The organism is Arthrobacter sp. M4, assembly GCF_020251205.1.
GTDB lineage: Bacteria > Actinomycetota > Actinomycetes > Actinomycetales > Micrococcaceae > Arthrobacter.
Genome location: NZ_JAIWYX010000019.1, coordinates 16,668 through 33,054, shown reverse-complemented (window position 1 = coordinate 33,054; position 16,387 = coordinate 16,668). Strand labels below are relative to the sequence as shown.

21 protein-coding genes are annotated in these 16,387 nt (G+C 63.7%); 11 read left to right on the top strand and 10 right to left on the bottom strand.

What is annotated here, in order from left to right; genetic code table 11:
• Positions 1 to 423: 423 nt before the first annotated feature.
• The 3 genes from LD110_RS20590 (at position 424) to LD110_RS20585 (ending at position 1,914) form a co-directional block, all read left to right on the top strand.
• The gene (locus LD110_RS20590; RefSeq protein WP_225501718.1) at positions 424 to 612 is read left to right on the top strand and encodes a hypothetical protein; all 189 of its coding nucleotides are present in this window, start codon (positions 424 to 426) and stop codon (positions 610 to 612) included.
• A 97-nt stretch (positions 613 to 709) separates the two neighbouring features.
• Positions 710 to 856: a hypothetical protein gene (locus tag LD110_RS23975; RefSeq protein WP_308012466.1), complete on the top strand. Its 147-nt coding sequence runs from the start codon at positions 710 to 712 to the stop codon at positions 854 to 856.
• Positions 853 to 1,914, top strand: a complete 1,062-nt coding sequence (locus LD110_RS20585; RefSeq protein WP_308012465.1) for a NosD domain-containing protein — start codon at positions 853 to 855, stop codon at positions 1,912 to 1,914. The genes LD110_RS23975 and LD110_RS20585 overlap by 4 nt, the downstream gene beginning before the upstream one ends.
• A gap of 91 nt (positions 1,915 to 2,005) precedes the next feature.
• Here the strand turns inward: LD110_RS20585 and hpt are convergent, their stop codons facing one another.
• The 4 genes from hpt to dacB all read right to left on the bottom strand — a co-directional run bounded on the left by hpt (position 2,006) and on the right by dacB (position 6,387).
• Positions 2,006 to 2,557: a hypoxanthine phosphoribosyltransferase gene (hpt, locus tag LD110_RS20580; protein ID WP_225501716.1), complete on the bottom strand. Its 552-nt coding sequence runs from the start codon at positions 2,555 to 2,557 to the stop codon at positions 2,006 to 2,008.
• Between the two features lie 30 nt (positions 2,558 to 2,587).
• Positions 2,588 to 3,637 carry a tRNA lysidine(34) synthetase TilS gene (tilS, locus tag LD110_RS20575; protein ID WP_225501766.1) on the bottom strand — a complete coding sequence of 350 codons (1,050 nt, stop codon included), beginning with the start codon at positions 3,635 to 3,637 and terminating at the stop codon, positions 2,588 to 2,590.
• A gap of 107 nt (positions 3,638 to 3,744) precedes the next feature.
• Positions 3,745 to 4,860 carry a zinc-dependent metalloprotease gene (locus LD110_RS20570; protein WP_225501714.1) on the bottom strand — a complete coding sequence of 372 codons (1,116 nt, stop codon included), beginning with the start codon at positions 4,858 to 4,860 and terminating at the stop codon, positions 3,745 to 3,747.
• A gap of 66 nt (positions 4,861 to 4,926) precedes the next feature.
• Positions 4,927 to 6,387, bottom strand: coding sequence for a D-alanyl-D-alanine carboxypeptidase/D-alanyl-D-alanine-endopeptidase (gene dacB, locus LD110_RS20565; RefSeq protein ID WP_374200374.1), 1,461 nt, complete (start codon positions 6,385 to 6,387; stop codon positions 4,927 to 4,929).
• A gap of 137 nt (positions 6,388 to 6,524) precedes the next feature.
• Here dacB and LD110_RS20560 point away from each other — a divergent pair, with 137 nt between their 5' ends.
• From LD110_RS20560 to LD110_RS20530, 7 genes are all read left to right on the top strand, one after another.
• A complete protein-coding gene (locus tag LD110_RS20560; RefSeq protein ID WP_225501712.1) occupies positions 6,525 to 7,013 on the top strand; it encodes an inorganic diphosphatase in 489 nt (162 codons plus the stop codon).
• Positions 7,014 to 7,237: 224 nt separating this feature from the next.
• On the top strand, positions 7,238 to 8,215 hold the full coding sequence (locus LD110_RS20555; protein WP_225501710.1) for a WXG100 family type VII secretion target: 978 nt from the start codon (positions 7,238 to 7,240) through the stop codon (positions 8,213 to 8,215).
• A complete protein-coding gene (locus tag LD110_RS20550; protein WP_225501708.1) occupies positions 8,212 to 8,991 on the top strand; it encodes a hypothetical protein in 780 nt (259 codons plus the stop codon). The genes LD110_RS20555 and LD110_RS20550 overlap by 4 nt, the downstream gene beginning before the upstream one ends.
• Before the next feature lie 27 nt (positions 8,992 to 9,018).
• Positions 9,019 to 9,666, top strand: coding sequence for a hypothetical protein (locus LD110_RS20545; protein ID WP_225501705.1), 648 nt, complete (start codon positions 9,019 to 9,021; stop codon positions 9,664 to 9,666).
• The gene (locus LD110_RS20540; protein WP_225501703.1) at positions 9,659 to 10,318 is read left to right on the top strand and encodes a hypothetical protein; all 660 of its coding nucleotides are present in this window, start codon (positions 9,659 to 9,661) and stop codon (positions 10,316 to 10,318) included. Before LD110_RS20545 ends, LD110_RS20540 begins: the two co-directional genes overlap by 8 nt.
• 140 nt (positions 10,319 to 10,458) lie before the next feature.
• Positions 10,459 to 11,196 (top strand): hypothetical protein, encoded by a 738-nt coding sequence (locus LD110_RS20535; RefSeq protein WP_225501701.1) that lies wholly within the window; start codon positions 10,459 to 10,461, stop codon positions 11,194 to 11,196.
• Between the two features lie 118 nt (positions 11,197 to 11,314).
• On the top strand, positions 11,315 to 11,914 hold the full coding sequence (locus LD110_RS20530) for a hypothetical protein (protein ID WP_225501699.1): 600 nt from the start codon (positions 11,315 to 11,317) through the stop codon (positions 11,912 to 11,914).
• 178 nt (positions 11,915 to 12,092) lie between these two features.
• Here the strand turns inward: LD110_RS20530 and LD110_RS20525 are convergent, their stop codons facing one another.
• From LD110_RS20525 to LD110_RS20515, 3 genes are read right to left on the bottom strand one after another with little or no spacing between them, the layout of a single operon-like run.
• Positions 12,093 to 12,656, bottom strand: a complete 564-nt coding sequence (locus LD110_RS20525; protein ID WP_225501697.1) for a DUF3618 domain-containing protein — start codon at positions 12,654 to 12,656, stop codon at positions 12,093 to 12,095.
• Entirely contained in the window at positions 12,653 to 13,093 is a 441-nt protein-coding gene (locus LD110_RS20520; protein WP_225501695.1) for a phage holin family protein, read from the bottom strand. The genes LD110_RS20525 and LD110_RS20520 overlap by 4 nt, the downstream gene beginning before the upstream one ends.
• Complete coding sequence (locus tag LD110_RS20515; protein ID WP_225501693.1) at positions 13,090 to 14,055, bottom strand: hypothetical protein; 966 nt, start codon at positions 14,053 to 14,055, stop codon at positions 13,090 to 13,092. Before LD110_RS20515 ends, LD110_RS20520 begins: the two co-directional genes overlap by 4 nt.
• A 169-nt stretch (positions 14,056 to 14,224) precedes the next feature.
• Here LD110_RS20515 and LD110_RS20510 point away from each other — a divergent pair, with 169 nt between their 5' ends.
• A complete protein-coding gene (locus tag LD110_RS20510; RefSeq protein WP_225501692.1) occupies positions 14,225 to 14,983 on the top strand; it encodes a GAF and ANTAR domain-containing protein in 759 nt (252 codons plus the stop codon).
• On the opposite strand, the gene LD110_RS20505 is transcribed toward LD110_RS20510, so the two are convergent.
• From LD110_RS20505 to LD110_RS20495, 3 genes are read right to left on the bottom strand one after another with little or no spacing between them, the layout of a single operon-like run.
• Positions 14,980 to 15,363: a hypothetical protein gene (locus tag LD110_RS20505; RefSeq protein ID WP_225501690.1), complete on the bottom strand. Its 384-nt coding sequence runs from the start codon at positions 15,361 to 15,363 to the stop codon at positions 14,980 to 14,982. The two genes, LD110_RS20510 and LD110_RS20505, sit on opposite strands and share 4 nt — an antisense overlap.
• Before the next feature lie 13 nt (positions 15,364 to 15,376).
• Positions 15,377 to 15,976 (bottom strand): GAF and ANTAR domain-containing protein, encoded by a 600-nt coding sequence (locus LD110_RS20500; protein WP_308012467.1) that lies wholly within the window; start codon positions 15,974 to 15,976, stop codon positions 15,377 to 15,379.
• Positions 15,946 to 16,101, bottom strand: coding sequence for a hypothetical protein (locus LD110_RS20495; protein ID WP_225501688.1), 156 nt, complete (start codon positions 16,099 to 16,101; stop codon positions 15,946 to 15,948). Before LD110_RS20495 ends, LD110_RS20500 begins: the two co-directional genes overlap by 31 nt.
• Positions 16,102 to 16,387 lie beyond the last annotated feature (286 nt).

Genomic DNA, 16,387 nt, shown 5'->3' with positions numbered 1-16,387 from the left:
GGATGGGGATTGACAAATCGTTTTGCCAAAACGACTTGGCACGACATTAGAACCTCAACGAGCGACATGTCAACCATCGCAAGAGAAAAAGTTTTCCTCTTGACGGCGCGGATTTTTGGGCCCTAAAGTGATGCGCGCCACGATGCAAAACCGTTTTGGCACTTTTTGGCGGATTTGGCAAGTTTTTGGCAGCGCTAGTTGTACGGCCGTGACCATCGGAACCCGGGGCACGGGTCATTGAAACTGCAGGCGGCTTCCTCGGGCCGGAACCCGCTTGATCTGCTGAATTGATGCTCCTCCTGGTGGTGGCGGCCCGTTCCAAACCCGACCAGGGTCCAAACCCAACCAGGGTCCAAACCCGATCCCGGTCACGTCCAAGTTCCGAGTTCAAAGTTCCAAGTTCCGAGTTCAAAGGAGAATCATGTGAAGCCCACCCCTACCTTGAGCAGGCGGAGCATCCTTCGCGGGCTGCCCGCGATGGCGCTGGCGGCGGCCGCCGTCGTCGTTTCCGCCAACCAGGCAGATGCGGCGAACCGCGGCAGCCAAGCGGCAACCGCACCTGACAGCGCCCCACAGCGGCCAGGCCATCACCGGATCATCGGAGTCCTCTAGGCAAACCACGAAAATCCTGTGCGTCACCGTGGCAAGTGATCGCATTGTTCGAACGCGCCTGCACTACCCAAGCACCCCAAAGAAGTGAGGAGAAGCTTTGACCACCGTGTATGACGTGACCACTTGGTCCGTTCCCGGAAATCCCTCGGCCACCCCGTACAACGACATCGGACTGATCATCAACAGCATCATCGCCGACGTCAAAAGCCGCAGACCAGCCAAGCCTCCAAACCCGGGGCCGTGATCTACATTCCTCCGGGAGACTACTCACTTAAGACCCGCGTCAACGTCGACATCAGCTTCCTGACGATCCGCGGCTCAGGGCACGGCTTCACATCGCTGAGCATTCGATACAACGCCGGCAACACGTCCAGCTGGAACGAGATCAACCCGGGCGGCAGCCGAATCCGGGTCGAAAACACGGACGGCAACGCTGAGGCCTTCCGCGTTTTCCGCACCGGCGACCCACGCCTCAGCTCCATCGTCTTCCAGAACTTCTGCCTGGACGGCGTCTCCTTCGGCACCAACCAGAATTCCTACGTCAACGGCAAGACCGGCATCAAGTTCGACTCCGCCAACGATTCCTGCCGGGTGGAGGGCATGGGCATGGTCTACCTGGAGCACGGCCTGGTGGTTCGCGACACGGACGCCCTCAGCGTGAGCGGCAACTTCCTGGCCGAGTGCGGTTCCTGCATCGAGCTCACTGGTTCCGGGCAGGCGTCCAAGGTCACCGACAACCTGATCGGCGCAGGCTACGTGGGCTTCTCCGTCTTTGCCGAGGGCCACTTTGGACTGCTGGTGTCCGGGAACAACATCTTCCCGCGTGGCAAAAGCAGCGTTCACTTCAAGAACTGCACACGGTCCTCGATCACAGCCAACCGCCTCCACGCCTTCTACCCCGGCATGGTGAACTTCGAGGGTGCCTGCACGGAGAACCTGGTGAGCGCCAACCACTTCCTCCGCCAGATGGAACCATTCGATCCGCTCAAGCCCTACAACAACGGGCTGGACGACCTCTTTGGGCTGGTCCACATCGCCGGCAGCAGCAATACGGTGACCAGCAACCATTTCAGCTACGACGTGCCGCAGGCCTCCGTGACCCCCTCCGGGCAGACGCCAACCATCATCCTTGTGGCGTCCGGAAACAACAACTACATCGCCACCAACAACACTGTTTCCGGGATCGCCGTGCACACCGTGGTGCTGGATGTATCAACATCCGGCTGCAAGGTGCTGGACAGCGGCGACAGCAACCAAGTGGTCAGCTACGCCAGCAACTACGCGTTCCGGGCTACTCCATAGCCCACCCCACCTCGCCGAGTTGGCATTAGATGGCAATAAATCCGCGAAACATTGCTATCTAATGCCAACTCGTGCGCAAGAAAGAAGGGGGCTACTCGTAAACGTGCGGGGCCAGGGTGCCCACGAAGTCCAGGTTGCGGTACTTCTCCGCGTAGTCCAGGCCGTAGCCCACAACAAACTCGTTGGGGATGTCGAAACCGACGTACTTCACGTCGATCTCCACCTTGGCGGCCGCGGGCTTGCGGAAGGCCGTGCAGATCTCAACGCTGGCGGTACCGCGGGACTCGAGGTTGGTCTTCAGCCAGGACAGGGTGAGGCCGGAGTCGATGATGTCCTCGACAATCAGCACGTCTTTGCCCATGAGGTCCGTGTCCAGGTCCTTCAGGATCCGCACCACGCCGGAGGACTGCGTACCGGAGCCATAGGAGGACACAGCCATCCAGTCCATGCTGACGTGCGTGTGCAGGGCCCGTGCGAGGTCTGCCATCACCATTACGGCACCCTTGAGGACACCAACAATCAGGAGTTCGCGGCCTTCATAATCCTTGTCGATCTCTGCCGCCAGTTCGGCAATCCGACCCTGGATCTGGTCCTTGGTGTAGAGAACGTGCTTAAGGTCTGCCTGGACGTCGTGTGAATCCACCGATTGCTCCTGTAGATGCGTTGGGTGCGGCTAAGGTTGGGGCGATGTGAGCTGCCGGAATACTAGCTTCCCACAGCGGGCGCGATCACCCACAAAATTGGCATCGTCAAGCTTGTCCACGGTGGCCCGTTCACGCTCCAATTCCGCCAGCGACACGCGATACACACTGACTCCCCCGGGCAGCTGAACAGGCCCGGCTGAACCTCGCCGGCGCAGCAGGGCCTCGGCGGCCTGGAGCCTGCCGTGGCTGGGCTGTTGACCTCCGACGGCGGCAGCGGCCTTGGCGATCACGCGGAACCTTAAGGCGGGAGGCATCTCCCGGACGTCATCCTCGGGAAGCCACACGCCGTCGTCGGACTTCACGGCGAGCTCCCCATAGCGAGCTTCTGCCAGCTCGTCCAGGAAGTCCGCATCCTGTTGGAGGATGGACGCTGTCCGGGCCAGGGATTCGGCGACGCCGGGGCCGAGCTTCTCTTCAAGGATCGGCATGACTTCCACGCGGGTCCGCGAACGGGCAAGCGACGTGTCCGCGTTGCTGGGATCATGCCAAGGCTCCAAGCCCTCCACCGTGCAGATTTCGAGCGTCTCGGAGCGTCGCAGGCCAAGGAACGGCCTCAGCAGGCGGCCCCGCAAGGGGCGCATGCCGGAGAGGGATCGTGTCCCGGAGCCGCGGGCGAGCCCCAGCAACACCTGCTCGGCCTGATCGTCCAGCGTGTGGCCAAGGAGTATGAAGCTACAGTCGAGCTCGTCGGCGAGCCGATCAAGTGCGGCGTGCCGGGCGTCGCGTGCGGCTGCCTCGGGCCCGAAACCGGTTGACGCGACGTCGACGGCCCGCACCACAACGGGCGACAAGCCGAGGTCGCCAAGGATCCCGGCCGTGCGCTCGGCGACAGCGGCTGAGCCCGCCTGCAGTTGATGATCGACGACGGCGGCCGCCACCGCGATGGGGTGGCCGTCAACGTGCCCCCGCCGGGCGAAGTAGGCGGCGACGGCGGCAAGGGCCAAAGAATCCGGCCCGCCGCTGCACGCAACAAGGATTCGCTGCGGATAGCCAACGCTTGCCAGCGCGTCCTGGAGCATCCTGCGGGCCTTGCCGACCACCGGCGACAATCGTCCCGGTGCGCGCCGCCCGCGCCGCGAAACGCCGTGCGACGCCGCGCCGTCGGGCAGCAGTGCCGACTCTGGCGTCACAGCCCCATCCGCTCAAGCCACTGCTTGGGGTTGTGGATTTCAGTTTCGGTGGGCAGGTGGTCGGCAGATTCCCAAACGCGGTTGAAGCCCTGCATCCCAGCCTGGTCCACCACGGCCCGGACGAACTTGGCGCCATCCGTGTACTGCCGCATTTTCGCGTCGAGCCCCAACAGGTTGCGGATGAACTTCTCCACGATGCCACGGTCCTGGCTGCGGGCATTGAAGCGCTGGCGAATGGTCTTGACCGAGGGAACGATGCTGGCATCCACTGCATCCATAACCACGTTGGCGTGACCTTCAAGGAGGCTCATCACCGCGGTCAGGTGCGAGATGGACTCTTTCTCCTCCGGCCCCTGCAAAAGGTCAAGGATGGCGCCCCGGCGCGGCATGGTGCCGGAAGCGGAGCGGTCCCGAAGGGACTTCGCGGCAGCGGCTGCCCGTTCCATCAGCGTGTCCACGTTGCCCACCAGGTGCTGGCTGAGCTTCTCGACCTCGGCGAGCATGTGGTGACGGAGCCAGGGTGCCGCGGCGAACTGTACGCGGTGGGTCTGCTCATGCAGGCAGACCCAGAGACGGAAGTCGTCCGGATCCACGTTGAGTTCCCGTTCAACGGTGATGATGTTCGGAGCGACCAGGAGGAGCCGCCCTGCCGGCGGGACCTTGGCCTCTGGTGCAAGCGCCGCGAAGGGGTCGTACTGGCCCAATACTTTGCTGGACAGGAAGGCGAGGACCGCGCCAAGCTGGCTGCCCGTGATGGCTCCGCTCACTGCTGCCGCGGCGGGAGTGATTGCAGGCCCGCGCCGTCGAGCCAGGAGTTGCTCCAACGCTGGCTTCATCATGACGGCGAAGCTTTGCGTATTGGCCTTGGACCACGTTGCCCTGTCCACCACCAATACGTGGGAATCACGCAGGTCCCTGGCACTTTCAAGGCCAGTGATCTCATGGACGTGCGGCACGGACGCGTCAGCCATGTGCCGCAGATTGTCCACGGCCATGGAAATCTCCGTGGGCGACAGCGCCGGGCCGGGTGGGGCAAGCCGCGCCGCAGTGGAGGCGGCCAACTCCCAGTTGATGAGGGACGGGGCCTGTTCTGTGGTCTCCATAGCTTCCATCAGATCACAGGCGGCTGGGCATGCGCTCTTAAGTTCGCTCCACGCGGAGGAATCTCCGGCCCGCGCCTACCGGCACCCGCAGGAGGCCAGCACCGACGCCGCCTTGTCCAGCGCCTGCTTGTTCCCCGCCGCACCTGGAGTCAGCCCATTTCCGATGAAGGAGAAGACCAGCAGCCTGCCGTCCGCGTCCACCACATAGCCGCTCAGCGCCAGGACAGAGTTCAACGTGCCCGTCTTCGCCCGGACCAGCCCGGCACCCTGGGCGGTTGCAGCATCCAGGTACCGGTCGCCCAAGGTTCCGCTGAGCCCCGCCACCGGGAAACCCGCCAGGGCAGCGCGAAGCCGGGTGTCTTGTCCAGAGGTAATGGCGCGCACCACCTCGGAGAACTGCAGCGCTGTCACTTGGTTTCCAAGGGACAGCCCCGAAACGTCGGCCAGCTGGAGCTTCCCGGTGGCGATGCCCAGCTTCTCCAACTGGTCCCGTACGGCCGCCGTGGCGCCGTCGTTGCTGGCTGGCAAGCCTGCAACGTGTGCTGTCATCCGGCCCAGCGTCTCGGCCAGGTAATTGTCGGAGACCTGCAGCATGTGGTCCACCTGCTGGCTGACGGGAGCCGACTCCGCTGCCGCCAGCACAGTGTCCGGCTGGCCTTTACCGCGTTCGACGCCGGGAGCAACCGACAGCCCTGAGGCGGCACCCACCGTCGCAAGCTGGGAAGCAAAGGCTTGGGCGGCGGAAAGGGCGGCGTCCTGCGGCCGCGGACCTGTGGTGGATCCCGGATCGGTGCGGGCCGAGTTCAGGGCAATGGGGAACAGTGGCGCCGTCTCCCCCGCAGCGACGTCCTCGGGGCTCCATGCGGGGTTCAACGCCGGGCCGCTGTACAGGGAATCGTCCACTTGTACCGTGATCTGTCCTGTGACTCCGCGTGCGGCGAGCGCCTTGACGGTTCCCTCGGCCAAGGTCGCCAGCCCGGCGTGTCCAAGCACGGCCTCGGGCTTCGAGGCACCAGCACCCAGCAGCACGTCGCCTCCGCCCGTCAGGACCACAGTCTTCCCGTCACCGCCGGCCAGCACCTTGGTGGTGAAGACTGCGTCAGGACCCAGGGCCCGCAATGCTGCGACGGCGGTGAGCAGCTTGGTGTTCGACGCCGGCACGCGGTTCTGGTCGCCCCCGCGGTCGAACAAGACGGCGCCCGTCAGCGCGTCCTGCACAACACCGGTGAAGCCGCCATCGCCGTCGGGCGTTAATAAAGGTGTGATTAGTCGGGTAACCGCTGCGGCGTCCGGCACGGGCGCGGAACTGCTCAAAGGCGCGACGGCGCTGGGCTGGGCGAGTGCCGCAGGAGGCAACTGCCAGGCCGGAATAGTAGGGGTCGGCGAGGCCGCCGGGCCGGTGAAACCTGGGGCGATCGCCATACCGAGCGGCATAAGCAGGCCAGCGAGAACGGCCAGCAAAAGCACCGGCAAAAGATACTTGGCGAGAACCGCTGCGAGCGGGCGGCCGGCGTCCCGGCTATAGTCGCGCGTCATGCAGCACTGGTCCTGTCAGTCTTGAAATATCCCCGCCGTTTCAAGAAACCCGGGCCTGTCCCTATATCCTCAATAGTAGTCGGCGGCGCCGGCTGGTCATTTGCCGCGCCCATGCCAATACCGTCAAGGAGCATTCCATGAAGCACGACGTGACCATCGAGATCCCCAAGGGATCGCGAGTCAAGTACGAGGTTGACCACGAAACTGGCCGCGTCCGCCTGGACCGCGTCCTTTTCACCTCCATGCAGTACCCCACCCACTACGGCTACTTCGAGAACACGCTGGGCGAAGATGGCGACCCGCTGGACGCACTGGTGCTCCTGCAGGATTTCGACCTGCACCCGGGCGTCATCGTCGAGTCCCGCCCGATCGGCGTGTTCAACATGACCGACGACGGCGGTGGAGACGCCAAGATCCTGTGCGTTCCGGCCGACCCGCGCTTCGACCACATCCAGGAAGTCTCCGACGTCAACGAATTCCTGATCAAGGAGATCGAGCACTTCTTCACCCGCTACAAGGACCTGGAACCGGGCAAGTGGGTCAAGGCCGAGGGCTGGGCTGACCGCGCAGCTGCCGAGGCTGAGCTGGAGGCTTCCATCAAGCGCTTCAAGGCCGAAGGGCACTAAGGCCCGCAACCTCCTGCGCGGCCTTCCTGCGCGGCCACCGCCTCCGGGAAGTTTGACTTGCACGACGGCGGCTGGTGCGGTTCCATGTGAACCGCACCAGCCGTCGTCGTTCTTTAAGCGCTGGCCAAATCTCATGGGGACCGCTCCCCATCGCGGGGTTTGTGGCACGCACCTAGGCTGTGGACAAGACTTTTCATCCATTTGCACGCGGGGGGATCATCCACATGGCCGGTTTCTACGGCGCCGACGTCGCTCAGTTGCGCACCCTTGCCGGGGCCATGGGCAAGGCCGCCGACGTCATCAATATGCAGAGCACGCAGCTGTCCAACCTGATCAACATGAATAACTCTTGGAAAGGCCAGGACGCCGCCAATTTCAAGAGCGATTGGAATGGGCAGCACCGGCAAAGCCTCATGAAGGCGGCCAGCATGCTCCGGTCCAGCGCCCGGGAGCTCAAGGACCATGCTAATCAGCAGGAATTCGCCAGCCACAAGAGCGGCGAAAGCTCAGTGGGCGTCATGATGGACGTGTACGAATCCGGAACGGCCGTCAAGGACTTCGGTGCGCAGCTGTGGCAGGCCTACAAGCTGGGCAAGTTGGGATGGCAGGAATTCGCCAAGACCAAGGAAATCCTCACAAACTGGCGAGCCGGCGGGACCGTACTGCGGGAGGCCTTGGACCAGTTGCGGAATGGCGGCAAGATCACCGACGTCATCACGGACCTCAAGGCCAACATCCCGTATAGCCAAGCTTTCCAAGACGCGTCGAAGTTCTCGAAGGGCCTGCGTGTGGCCGGTGCCCTGGCGGCGCCGCTGAACATCGTGGGCGGTATCAGCGACATGGTCAACCCCGAGCACGATGGCTGGCGCGGAACCGGTGACAGGGTTGCCGGCGGCCTGTCCGTGGTGGGCGGTGTGGGAAGCATCATGCTGATGACCGCGGGCGGCGCTGCCGTGCTCGGCCCGATTGGCGCACCGATTGTGGTGGGTGCAGGTTTGGTGGCGGCTGGCTGGGCAGTCGGCAACCTGATCGCGGACAACTGGGATTCGATCAGCAACTTTGCCCGGAACCCCGGCAGCTACATCGCCGACGGAGCAAGGGAGGTGGCCGGGTTCGCCAAGAACGTGGGAAGTAAGGTGGCAGACGGGGCCGGAAAGGCCGCGAAATCTGTCGGGAAGTTTATTGGAGGGATTTTCGGATGAGCACCAGCACCATGAAGTGGACTGAACGGGACGTGCAGTGTGCCGCGCAGGTCCTGTCCCAGGCGACGTCGGAGGGCACCGTCCTGACCACCCTGACAGATGAGGAAGTGGTAGCCCTGGACGGCGTCCAGCACGAGCAAGTCGCGGCAACTCCGTGGCTGTCGTCGCAGGACACAGCCCAACGCGACCTTCTGGCCGCCGTCGCGCTGCGCGGGCTCCTGGCCAAGGAACTCGTGTACCCGGTGATCTTCGAGGGCGAGGCCGAGCCGTCCCGACTGCACGCCATTGAGGAAATCACCGGCTCGCTGACCCTACGCCGCAGCGGTGATGCGATTGTGTCCGTGGAGCGCACCGTCAGCTCCGGCAAGCGCTGGCTGTACGCCTACGTGCACGTTGAGGGCGTGCTGCTCGAGGAGGTGGATGAGGGCGGCCTCCACGGTTTCACGGTGGTCAGCCGGGAGAAGGCTGCCGCTCGGCTGGCCGAGTTTGTGGACCCCGAGCACGCTGCGGCTCGCGACACCGAGCCTGCGACATACACGGAGCCGGCCTTCGAGGAGCACGCTGCCTCGGCGCTGGCCGACACCCGCGCGGCTTCGAACGTGGTGGCCTTCAGCACGGCATCCGACGACTTCCCCACTGTCACCATCTACACGGGGCCCTCCGGGGTTCACCTGCTCACTCCCCGCGTGGAAAACGACGCGGTGTCCCTTGAATTGCAGGAAGCATCCAGTGCCACGCTGGAGTCCGTGTTCAACGGGCTTGCCAAGATTTCCTAGCCAACAACCGCCTACCAGAAGGGCATAATGAGCCGCTCCACACAACCATCCTCAACAGGGCTGATCGACGCCGCGAATGCCCGCCCGGTGTTCCAGCACCCGAACACCGGCGAGTACTACGTTCGTAAGGCCGGTTGGGCGCATTTCTGGGGCCGAAGCTTGGATGCGCTGGTGGTCCTGGTGGTGGCCGGGGTCCTGATCGGTGCGGTCAATGCGGCCAACCAGAACTTCGCGTTCGGATCGCTCTCCATGGCAATGTTCTCCAGCACCGGAGTGTATGTGGGTGTCATGGCCGCGATCTGGTTCGGCGTGCTGTTTGTGTACGGACTCGTCTTCGGTGCCCTGGGCAGCCTGGGCGATCTGGCAGCGGGCATGAAGTCCGTCCGGATCTCCAACGGTCAACGCTCCGGCGCTTGGCTGGGCGGTTGGCGGGCAATCTGTTGGTCCTTCGCACCGCTGTACTTGGTGCTCAGCGTAGCCGCGATCTTCAGCGGCAGCGGCGGCGACAGCTTTGAGGCCAAGTTCACCGCCGTTGACCTGCGCTCTGGGCTGGCTCAGGGCCAGGCGCCCGTGCCGGATCCGAAGATCGCCGAGCAGGCAGCCAAAGAACAGGCTGATGCGACTAAACGGCAGGAGCTTCCCGGCCTCTATGAGAACAAAGGACAGAATGGCTGACGCTGTTCCATCGGGCTTAGACGGGCGGACTTGGCTGGTTCGCCGGGCCGAGGGTCGCCTTGACCCGGAACTGGGACGCCTGAGGTTCATCGCGTCGTCGCGCCATATCTACTGGAAGGCGCTGCTGCCCTGCCTGGTTGCCGGTTTCCTGTTGGGTACCATCAACGAGTTCGTCACTCCCGGCCGCTCCGCCCGTGAACCGGGCCTGTTCCAGGATTTACCGCTATTCCTGCTGATCAGTGTCCTGACAGGCCTGGTTCTGTGGTCGCTGACGCTGCTGCGCAGCTTCCGCAAGTTGTTGGTGTTCGACGGCGGATTGGTTACCGGATTCTCGCAGCCGCAACTCACCAAGATCTTCCGCTGGTCCGACGTCGATGCCACCTCCGTCCGAGCCGTCACCGCATCGTCCGGGCCCGGTCCGTCGCGCCTGCTCAAGGCCAGCTCTATGACGCCGCTTGGCGCGGGCGGGCGCAATGCGTTGGTGTTCCGCTCGGGGGCGGCGTTCTACGTGTTCGAGAGCGACGTCGATCCCGCTCCCCTTGTTCTTGCGCTCCAATCCGCGATGGTGGACGCCGGCGTTGCGGGCGCGGAGGGCATTGCATCCAAAGCGCTGCCACCAACGCCGCTGACGGGCGCGACCCGGCTGGACTGACCCACACTCATTTAGTAAGCACCCTTGCTAATTCCTCGCATGCAGTGGTTAGGTTGATTTGAGACCAAGCTACGGTTCTGCATTTTGTGGTGCCGGATTCACCAAGGAGTCCGGTTGGGCCAAGGAGAGCGAGGTTCCAGATGAGTAGCGCAGTAGGTCCCTTCAGGAGGCGTTTCCACCGCCGCCACGAGCACCAGCCGTACGAGCCCACGACGACTTCCGACACAACGGAAACCCGTGATGAAGGAATGCGCGGCGAGCGGACGGTCGATTACAGCACCACGGCTCCCGTCGCCGAAACCGGCCAGGTCGGTCGAGAAACCGTCGTTGCCCGTGAACATGAGGAGTATGGCGGCATCAAGGTTGGCTCTGCCTTCTTTGGCTGGCTGACCGCAACCGGCATGGCAGTGCTATTGACGGCGCTGGTTGCCGCAGCGGGCACCGCCGTCGGCTTGGCGACGCGGACGGACGTCAGCCAAGCTCCACCTGAGACGGTAGGCATTGTGGGCATTGTGGTGCTCCTGGTGATCCTGCTCGTTTCCTATTACGCGGGCGGTTACGTGGCCGGACGCATGGCACGGTTTGACGGAGCCAGGCAGGGATTCATGGTGTGGCTCTGGGCGCTCATCGTGGCCGTGCTGGTCACTCTGCTGGGCATGATCGCAGGCCAGCAGTACAACATCCTGGCTAACCTCAACAGCTTCCCGCGGATCCCGATGAACGAAGGACAGCTGACTACCGCCGGAATTATCGCAGCGGTGGTCGTCGCGGCAGTGGCACTGGTAGGCGCAATTCTGGGCGGTATAGCTGGAGTGCATTACCACCGGAAGGTCGATCGGGCCGGCTTCACGGCCAGCGAGACATACACCGAGGAATAGCGAAAGCCAGCCACAACACCCGGCGGCCTTTACCGCCGCGAGGCCCCTTGCCGACGTCGGGAGCGAATTGCAACGAATTCACTGAACTGACAGACGGCAGCCGGTAGGCTGTGGTCCAATGTTCACCCTTACGATCAATCAGCGTGACGTCCGCCGCGACGGCGACCAAGTGCCGCAGCTCCTGAAGGATCTGCGGCACATCCCTGCGCTGCTTGACTTCGACCGCTCGGTGGAGGACGAAGTCCAAGGGATTGTGGACTCCTCCCATCAGGCCGTCGATGCCGCGCTCATCGCCCTCCGGAACGCGAAGTGGTACGTAGGAATCGGCGTGGGACCGGTCAACGAACCCCTCCCCAACCAGATCAGGCTCGCCACAGGACACGGGCTGGTCTATGCGCGTCGGGCGGTTGACAGGCTGCGTTCGGGGCCGGACCGGGTACCGGTGGCCGTCGAGGGCCCACTGGCCAAGGAAGCAGCGCAGGCAGAAGCGGTACTACGACTCCTAGGCCACATCATCCAGCACCGCACCATCGCCGAATGGCGCGTCCTGGACCTCCTTACCCCCGGCGTTCGTGGGCAGCAGAAGGAAGTGGCGCATGAACTCGGCATCACTACCCAGGCGGTCAGCAAGGCAATCGCCCGCGCGCAGTGGGTGGACGAACATGCCGCGCGCCCGGCGGCGGCGAGGCTTCTGGAGCTGATTCTCGAAGTCCGGTAACGCTCGCGCACGACGAGGTTTCGGCAAACGACGGTGACGTAAAAGGCCGACGGCGGAGGGCTGCCGTCGGCCTTTCAGGTCACCGCGGCCGGTGAGCTGCGAAGGCGACCCACCGGCGCGACCACCGGCGCGACTCACCGGCGCCACCCACCGGCCTGGGGCCTCAAATCGTTGGCCCCTATTGATCCTGTACACGGTCACGCGCAACCTCGGCGCGTTCCCGGACTTCAGACGCGGCCGATTCACCCTCGGCCTTGACGTGCTGTGCTGACTCCGTGGCCGAGTCCCGTACATTCTGCGCGGCCTCTTTTGCCGGTTCACGCAGATGATCCGCGACCTCGTGGGCAGCTTCGCTGACACTCGAGGTGACAGGTTCGGCGGCTTCCTTCACGGCCTGCGCCGCTTCACGTTCCTTCTCCGAAGGCGGGAACAGGGCAGATACCAGCAGCCCCGCGCCGAAGGCGATCAGGCCAGCCGCTATTGGACTCCCCTGCGTCTTCCGGGCCACCACCTGAGGGACATCGCCGACGTCGGACATCGCCCCCTGTGCCCGGTGCGCTGCCGTGCGGGCGGAATGTTCAACGTCGTCGCGGGCGCCGAAAACGGCATCCCGGACCCTGTCCATCTTTCGCTGAACTATATGCGAAGGTGTGATCTTGTCTGCGACTGCGTCCACGTCAGTGCTGAGCCGCCGACGTGTTGCCTCAATATCGGCGCGGAGGGCTTCCGGGTTCTGGGTCATCGTCTCTCCTGGGTGTTCGGCTTGAAGGTTGGAGGTATTTCACGCACCGTCTCGGCAGTGCGGGGCAGGCCGCTTATCGACGTGATCTCCTTGCGGCCGCGCATTGCGAGGACCGCAGCGACAATCCCCCAGATAATCGCGACTACCAAGGCCGACCAGCCAAGGCCAATCAGCAGTCCAAGGGCGAACCACACCGCCAGCGACAGGAACACGGTGGCCAAATGCCCGGCCCACGCCGCACCGGCAAGCATTCCCGCGCCCTTTCCGGCCCTTGCGGCGGATTCCTTGAGCTCCGCCTTGGCGAGATCAACTTCCTGGCGCATCAAGACGGAGACGTCGCTTGTGAGGTCGCTCAGCAACTCAGACAGGGATTGCGACTCGGCCTTGGCATGCGCCGCCGTGCTGGCTGTGGTGGGAGGAAGGTCCTGGTTGGTCATCTGTTACCTCCAAAGGCTCCCCAGTTCGGGTCAGTACGGTCCGAATCGTCACTGCGAGGCCTGTCCAGGCCCGGGACGTTACGCTCGGGGTCGCTGTCGGGGTCAGGGCCGCCGTCGTAGCCGTCAAAGGGATCCCCTTGCACTTTGGCGGGACCGGCTGGACGGCTTACACCAGCGGTTGTGGCGTCTGGACCAGGCAGGTCCACCGGTGGAAGTGGTACGGCAGTTCCGGCAGCCGGGCGGTAAGCGCCACTCGCCATGTCCGGGTCCGAACCCTCTATTCCGAATTCCCCGGGACGTCCATCCTCGGTTACGGGAGCAGGTGCCTGAGGGCGCCGGGCGGTTGTCGCGGCGGGCTCGGCGCCACCGGCAAGGCCACGCCCCAGTCGTCCGGCGACCACCCCGGCTCCAGCAGCAAGCAGCAGGAAGGCGCCAGGCCGGCGTCGTGCGAAGCTCTTCACCTCGTCCAGGACGGAGCCAGGATCCCGGTTACCGAGCCAGTCCGCAACCGAGGCGGAGCGCTGGGCAGCCTCATTGACCAGGTCTGCCGCCACTCCGTGCTGGTCGGATGCGGAGGCCATGGTGCTCAATTCCGCGGAGAGGGCGCGCAAGCCATCAGCGACTCGCTGCTGCTGGGTCTCTGCCTGCTCATACAGTTCTGAGCGGGTCTGATGGTACAGCTTCTGCGCGTTCAATTGCACGTCCTGGGCGACGTGGGCTGCCTCGGTTTTGGCAGTTTCCATCACGCCCTCGGCAGCTTGGCCAGCGGTGCTGGCAACCTCCGCCGCTTCATGCTTCGTGGCGTCGACTTTCCCTTCGCCCCCGGTTTGGGCGGCGCCTGTTTGCGCAGCGCCTGTTTGGGTGGCGCCTACTTGGGTGGCGCCTGATTGGGTGGCGCCTGTATGCGTGGCGCCTGCTGGTGCCGCAAAGCGTCCGTCCTGCGGCGATTGGCTCTCATTCATTGTGCTCTCTTTCCACAGTTGGCAGGCTGCGGGCAGCAGCCGGGATAGTAAGCATGATTACTATCAATTGCTCCGTACCCTCCAGAACGACCTTCAATCACGAAAAGGAGCCAGCTGATCCCGAGGCCAGGCCAGCCCGCCCCAAGAGGGACGAGCGTAGACTGGCCTTATGAGGGATCCGGGCATACAGCCCACGGGGGATCCCGGAGGCGCGTCATCGATCATCCAGTTACAGGAATTGATCCTCGATACTCGCACCGTCAACGATTTCCTCGATGAACTTGCTGGCCTGGCGGCTAGCACGGTGTGTTCTGCCGTCGGGCATTCCGTGGATTGCTCCGTCACGCTGCGCCGACCCGAAAGGCCACTCACTGTAGGCGGCAATTGCTCAGAGGCCCGCGCCGTCGATCACGCCGAATTGGACCTTGGCGGCGGTCCTTGCCTTACGGCCATGGATACGCATGAACCCGTGGTGCTGGAGGACGCCCACAACAACAATCCCTGGCCCCAACTGGAAGAGGCTTTGGAGCGCAACGGCTATGAGTCGGTCCTCGGCGTCCCCATGGTGCTCGACGACGGCGCTGACGCCGCCTTGAACTTCATGGCACCGGAGCCGCAGGCGTTCGATTCGGTGGCTGTTGATGCCGCAGAGGACTTCGCCAAAGTGGCCTCGGATGCCCTCAGGATTTCCGTCCGGATAGCTACTGAGCAACTGCTGGCCGAAAACCTCCGCGTAGCCATGGCGAGCAGGACCACTATTGACATGGCGTGTGGCGCCCTGATGGCGCAGCACCGGTGCAGCGCGGAGACTGCTTTTGCGATCCTGGCGCGGGCATGCACTGATCGGAACGGCAAGCTTCATGCCGTGGCCCGGGACATTCTGGGAGACCTTACCGGGCACGGCGGCCAGACTCTGTTCGACAATTAGGAATCGGACCGCCAGTCGCTGGCTTCATCGTCGTCCCGAGGGCTCGGGCCGTCAGCATCGGCTGTGGCGTCATCGGCTATTGCGTCGAGGTCTGGCTTAGTAGGGTCGTCCTCACGGCCAAACACTTCGTGGCTGTAGCTTGCGTGGTAAGTGTCGAGTCCCAGTTCGTCCAAGGTCTCGTTCAGTGCATGCGCCAGAAGGTCCCGTTCAAGAGCAGGCAACCTCAATGCTCCATGAACATATGCCTGGACTTCCATGAGACCGGACATTCCACCGATGCCAAAGTAGGCCATCCAGACCTGTTCCAATGCCAGGCCCGCGGCCTCGAATGCTTGCCGGAACCGTCGGCGTTGTTCGTCCTCTTCCCCTGGGAGGGCCATGGTTCACCTTCGGCTATGTGGCAGGTGGAGCCATGGACTCGATGACTTCCTCAGCCACGTCCCGCAACGTCCGGTTCTCGTCGCGGGCCTTCGTCATCAAATGCCTCATGGCAGCTTGCTCACCGAGCCCTTGACTGGACATAGTGATTCCTTTGGCCGTGCCAATAACGTCGCGCTGCGCAAGCGCACTCTTCAGTTGCTCGCTCAAGGTCCTCACGCGTTCCCTCGCCTGGACATTGACCAGGAAGATGGCAGCCTGTGCGGCGAACAGCTCCATGAGCCGCACCAGCCGTGGAGTGATGACCATCGACTTATCCCAATAGACCTTGATGGCGCCGAAGGCGAGGCCCCCAGTCAATAGTGGAACACTCACGCAGGCTCGGACACCTAGGGGTTCAACAGCAGTCGACCACTCCGGCCAGCGCAGATCGGCGCGCACATCTTCCACCGCGACGGGCTGGCCGGATGCCCAAGCACTCAAGCAGGGCCCTTGGCCAAGTTCGTATTGCAGCGCATCCGCCGCCGCTGAATCGGCATTGGTGGAAGCGGCGCTACTGCGTCTTCCATCGGGATCCACCAGCGTCACACCGGCACCTGCCAGTTCATCGTCCACAGCCACAACCGCGGCCTGCGTGATGAGTTCCAGTGCTGTGGAACAGTTTCCTCGCTCAGGAGCATGTTGGTGGCGCGGGCAAATACGGCTGTCAATTCGTCGGCCAGTGGCAAATCAGTGTCCATGACCGCTCCAATCCCTGCCAGATGAAAGGTACCGGGTCGGTATGCCCTTTCTCTCATCTCAGCACAAATCCTTCCGCACCACCACAGTGCCCCGCCGGGCCGCATCAAGCCTTTTCAGCGGCAGGCTTCGGGCGGATCCTCGGGAGGACATGGAAGCGGGAATGGCAGGTGGGGAACGGTATGTTCGTAGCTTTGTATGGCCGTAATCGCACATGTTGCAGGCCGCCTTGTCTAATCGACAGCTAAATCGGATCGCGGGCGGACCCGTGGCTTATCCGATGGCGTT

Excerpts from the sequence above, each read along its gene's own strand:
- LD110_RS20560 (WP_225501712.1), top strand. The coding sequence starts at position 6,525 with ATGAAGCACGACGTGACCATCGAGATCCCCAAGGGATCGCGAGTCAAG.
- LD110_RS20515 (WP_225501693.1), bottom strand. The coding sequence starts at position 14,055 with ATGAATGAGAGCCAATCGCCGCAGGACGGACGCTTTGCGGCACCAGCA.
- LD110_RS20540 (WP_225501703.1), top strand. The coding sequence starts at position 9,659 with ATGGCTGACGCTGTTCCATCGGGCTTAGACGGGCGGACTTGGCTGGTT.
- dacB (WP_374200374.1), bottom strand. The coding sequence starts at position 6,387 with ATGACGCGCGACTATAGCCGGGACGCCGGCCGCCCGCTCGCAGCGGTT.
- LD110_RS20545 (WP_225501705.1), top strand. The coding sequence starts at position 9,019 with ATGAGCCGCTCCACACAACCATCCTCAACAGGGCTGATCGACGCCGCG.
- LD110_RS20520 (WP_225501695.1), bottom strand. The coding sequence starts at position 13,093 with ATGACCAACCAGGACCTTCCTCCCACCACAGCCAGCACGGCGGCGCAT.
- LD110_RS20555 (WP_225501710.1), top strand. The coding sequence starts at position 7,238 with ATGGCCGGTTTCTACGGCGCCGACGTCGCTCAGTTGCGCACCCTTGCC.
- LD110_RS20510 (WP_225501692.1), top strand. The coding sequence starts at position 14,225 with ATGAGGGATCCGGGCATACAGCCCACGGGGGATCCCGGAGGCGCGTCA.
- LD110_RS20495 (WP_225501688.1), bottom strand. The coding sequence starts at position 16,101 with ATGGACACTGATTTGCCACTGGCCGACGAATTGACAGCCGTATTTGCC.
- LD110_RS20550 (WP_225501708.1), top strand. The coding sequence starts at position 8,212 with ATGAGCACCAGCACCATGAAGTGGACTGAACGGGACGTGCAGTGTGCC.
- LD110_RS20505 (WP_225501690.1), bottom strand. The coding sequence starts at position 15,363 with ATGGCCCTCCCAGGGGAAGAGGACGAACAACGCCGACGGTTCCGGCAA.
- LD110_RS20535 (WP_225501701.1), top strand. The coding sequence starts at position 10,459 with ATGAGTAGCGCAGTAGGTCCCTTCAGGAGGCGTTTCCACCGCCGCCAC.
- tilS (WP_225501766.1), bottom strand. The coding sequence starts at position 3,637 with ATGCTCCAGGACGCGCTGGCAAGCGTTGGCTATCCGCAGCGAATCCTT.
- LD110_RS20570 (WP_225501714.1), bottom strand. The coding sequence starts at position 4,860 with ATGGAAGCTATGGAGACCACAGAACAGGCCCCGTCCCTCATCAACTGG.
- LD110_RS20525 (WP_225501697.1), bottom strand. The coding sequence starts at position 12,656 with ATGACCCAGAACCCGGAAGCCCTCCGCGCCGATATTGAGGCAACACGT.
- LD110_RS20530 (WP_225501699.1), top strand. The coding sequence starts at position 11,315 with ATGTTCACCCTTACGATCAATCAGCGTGACGTCCGCCGCGACGGCGAC.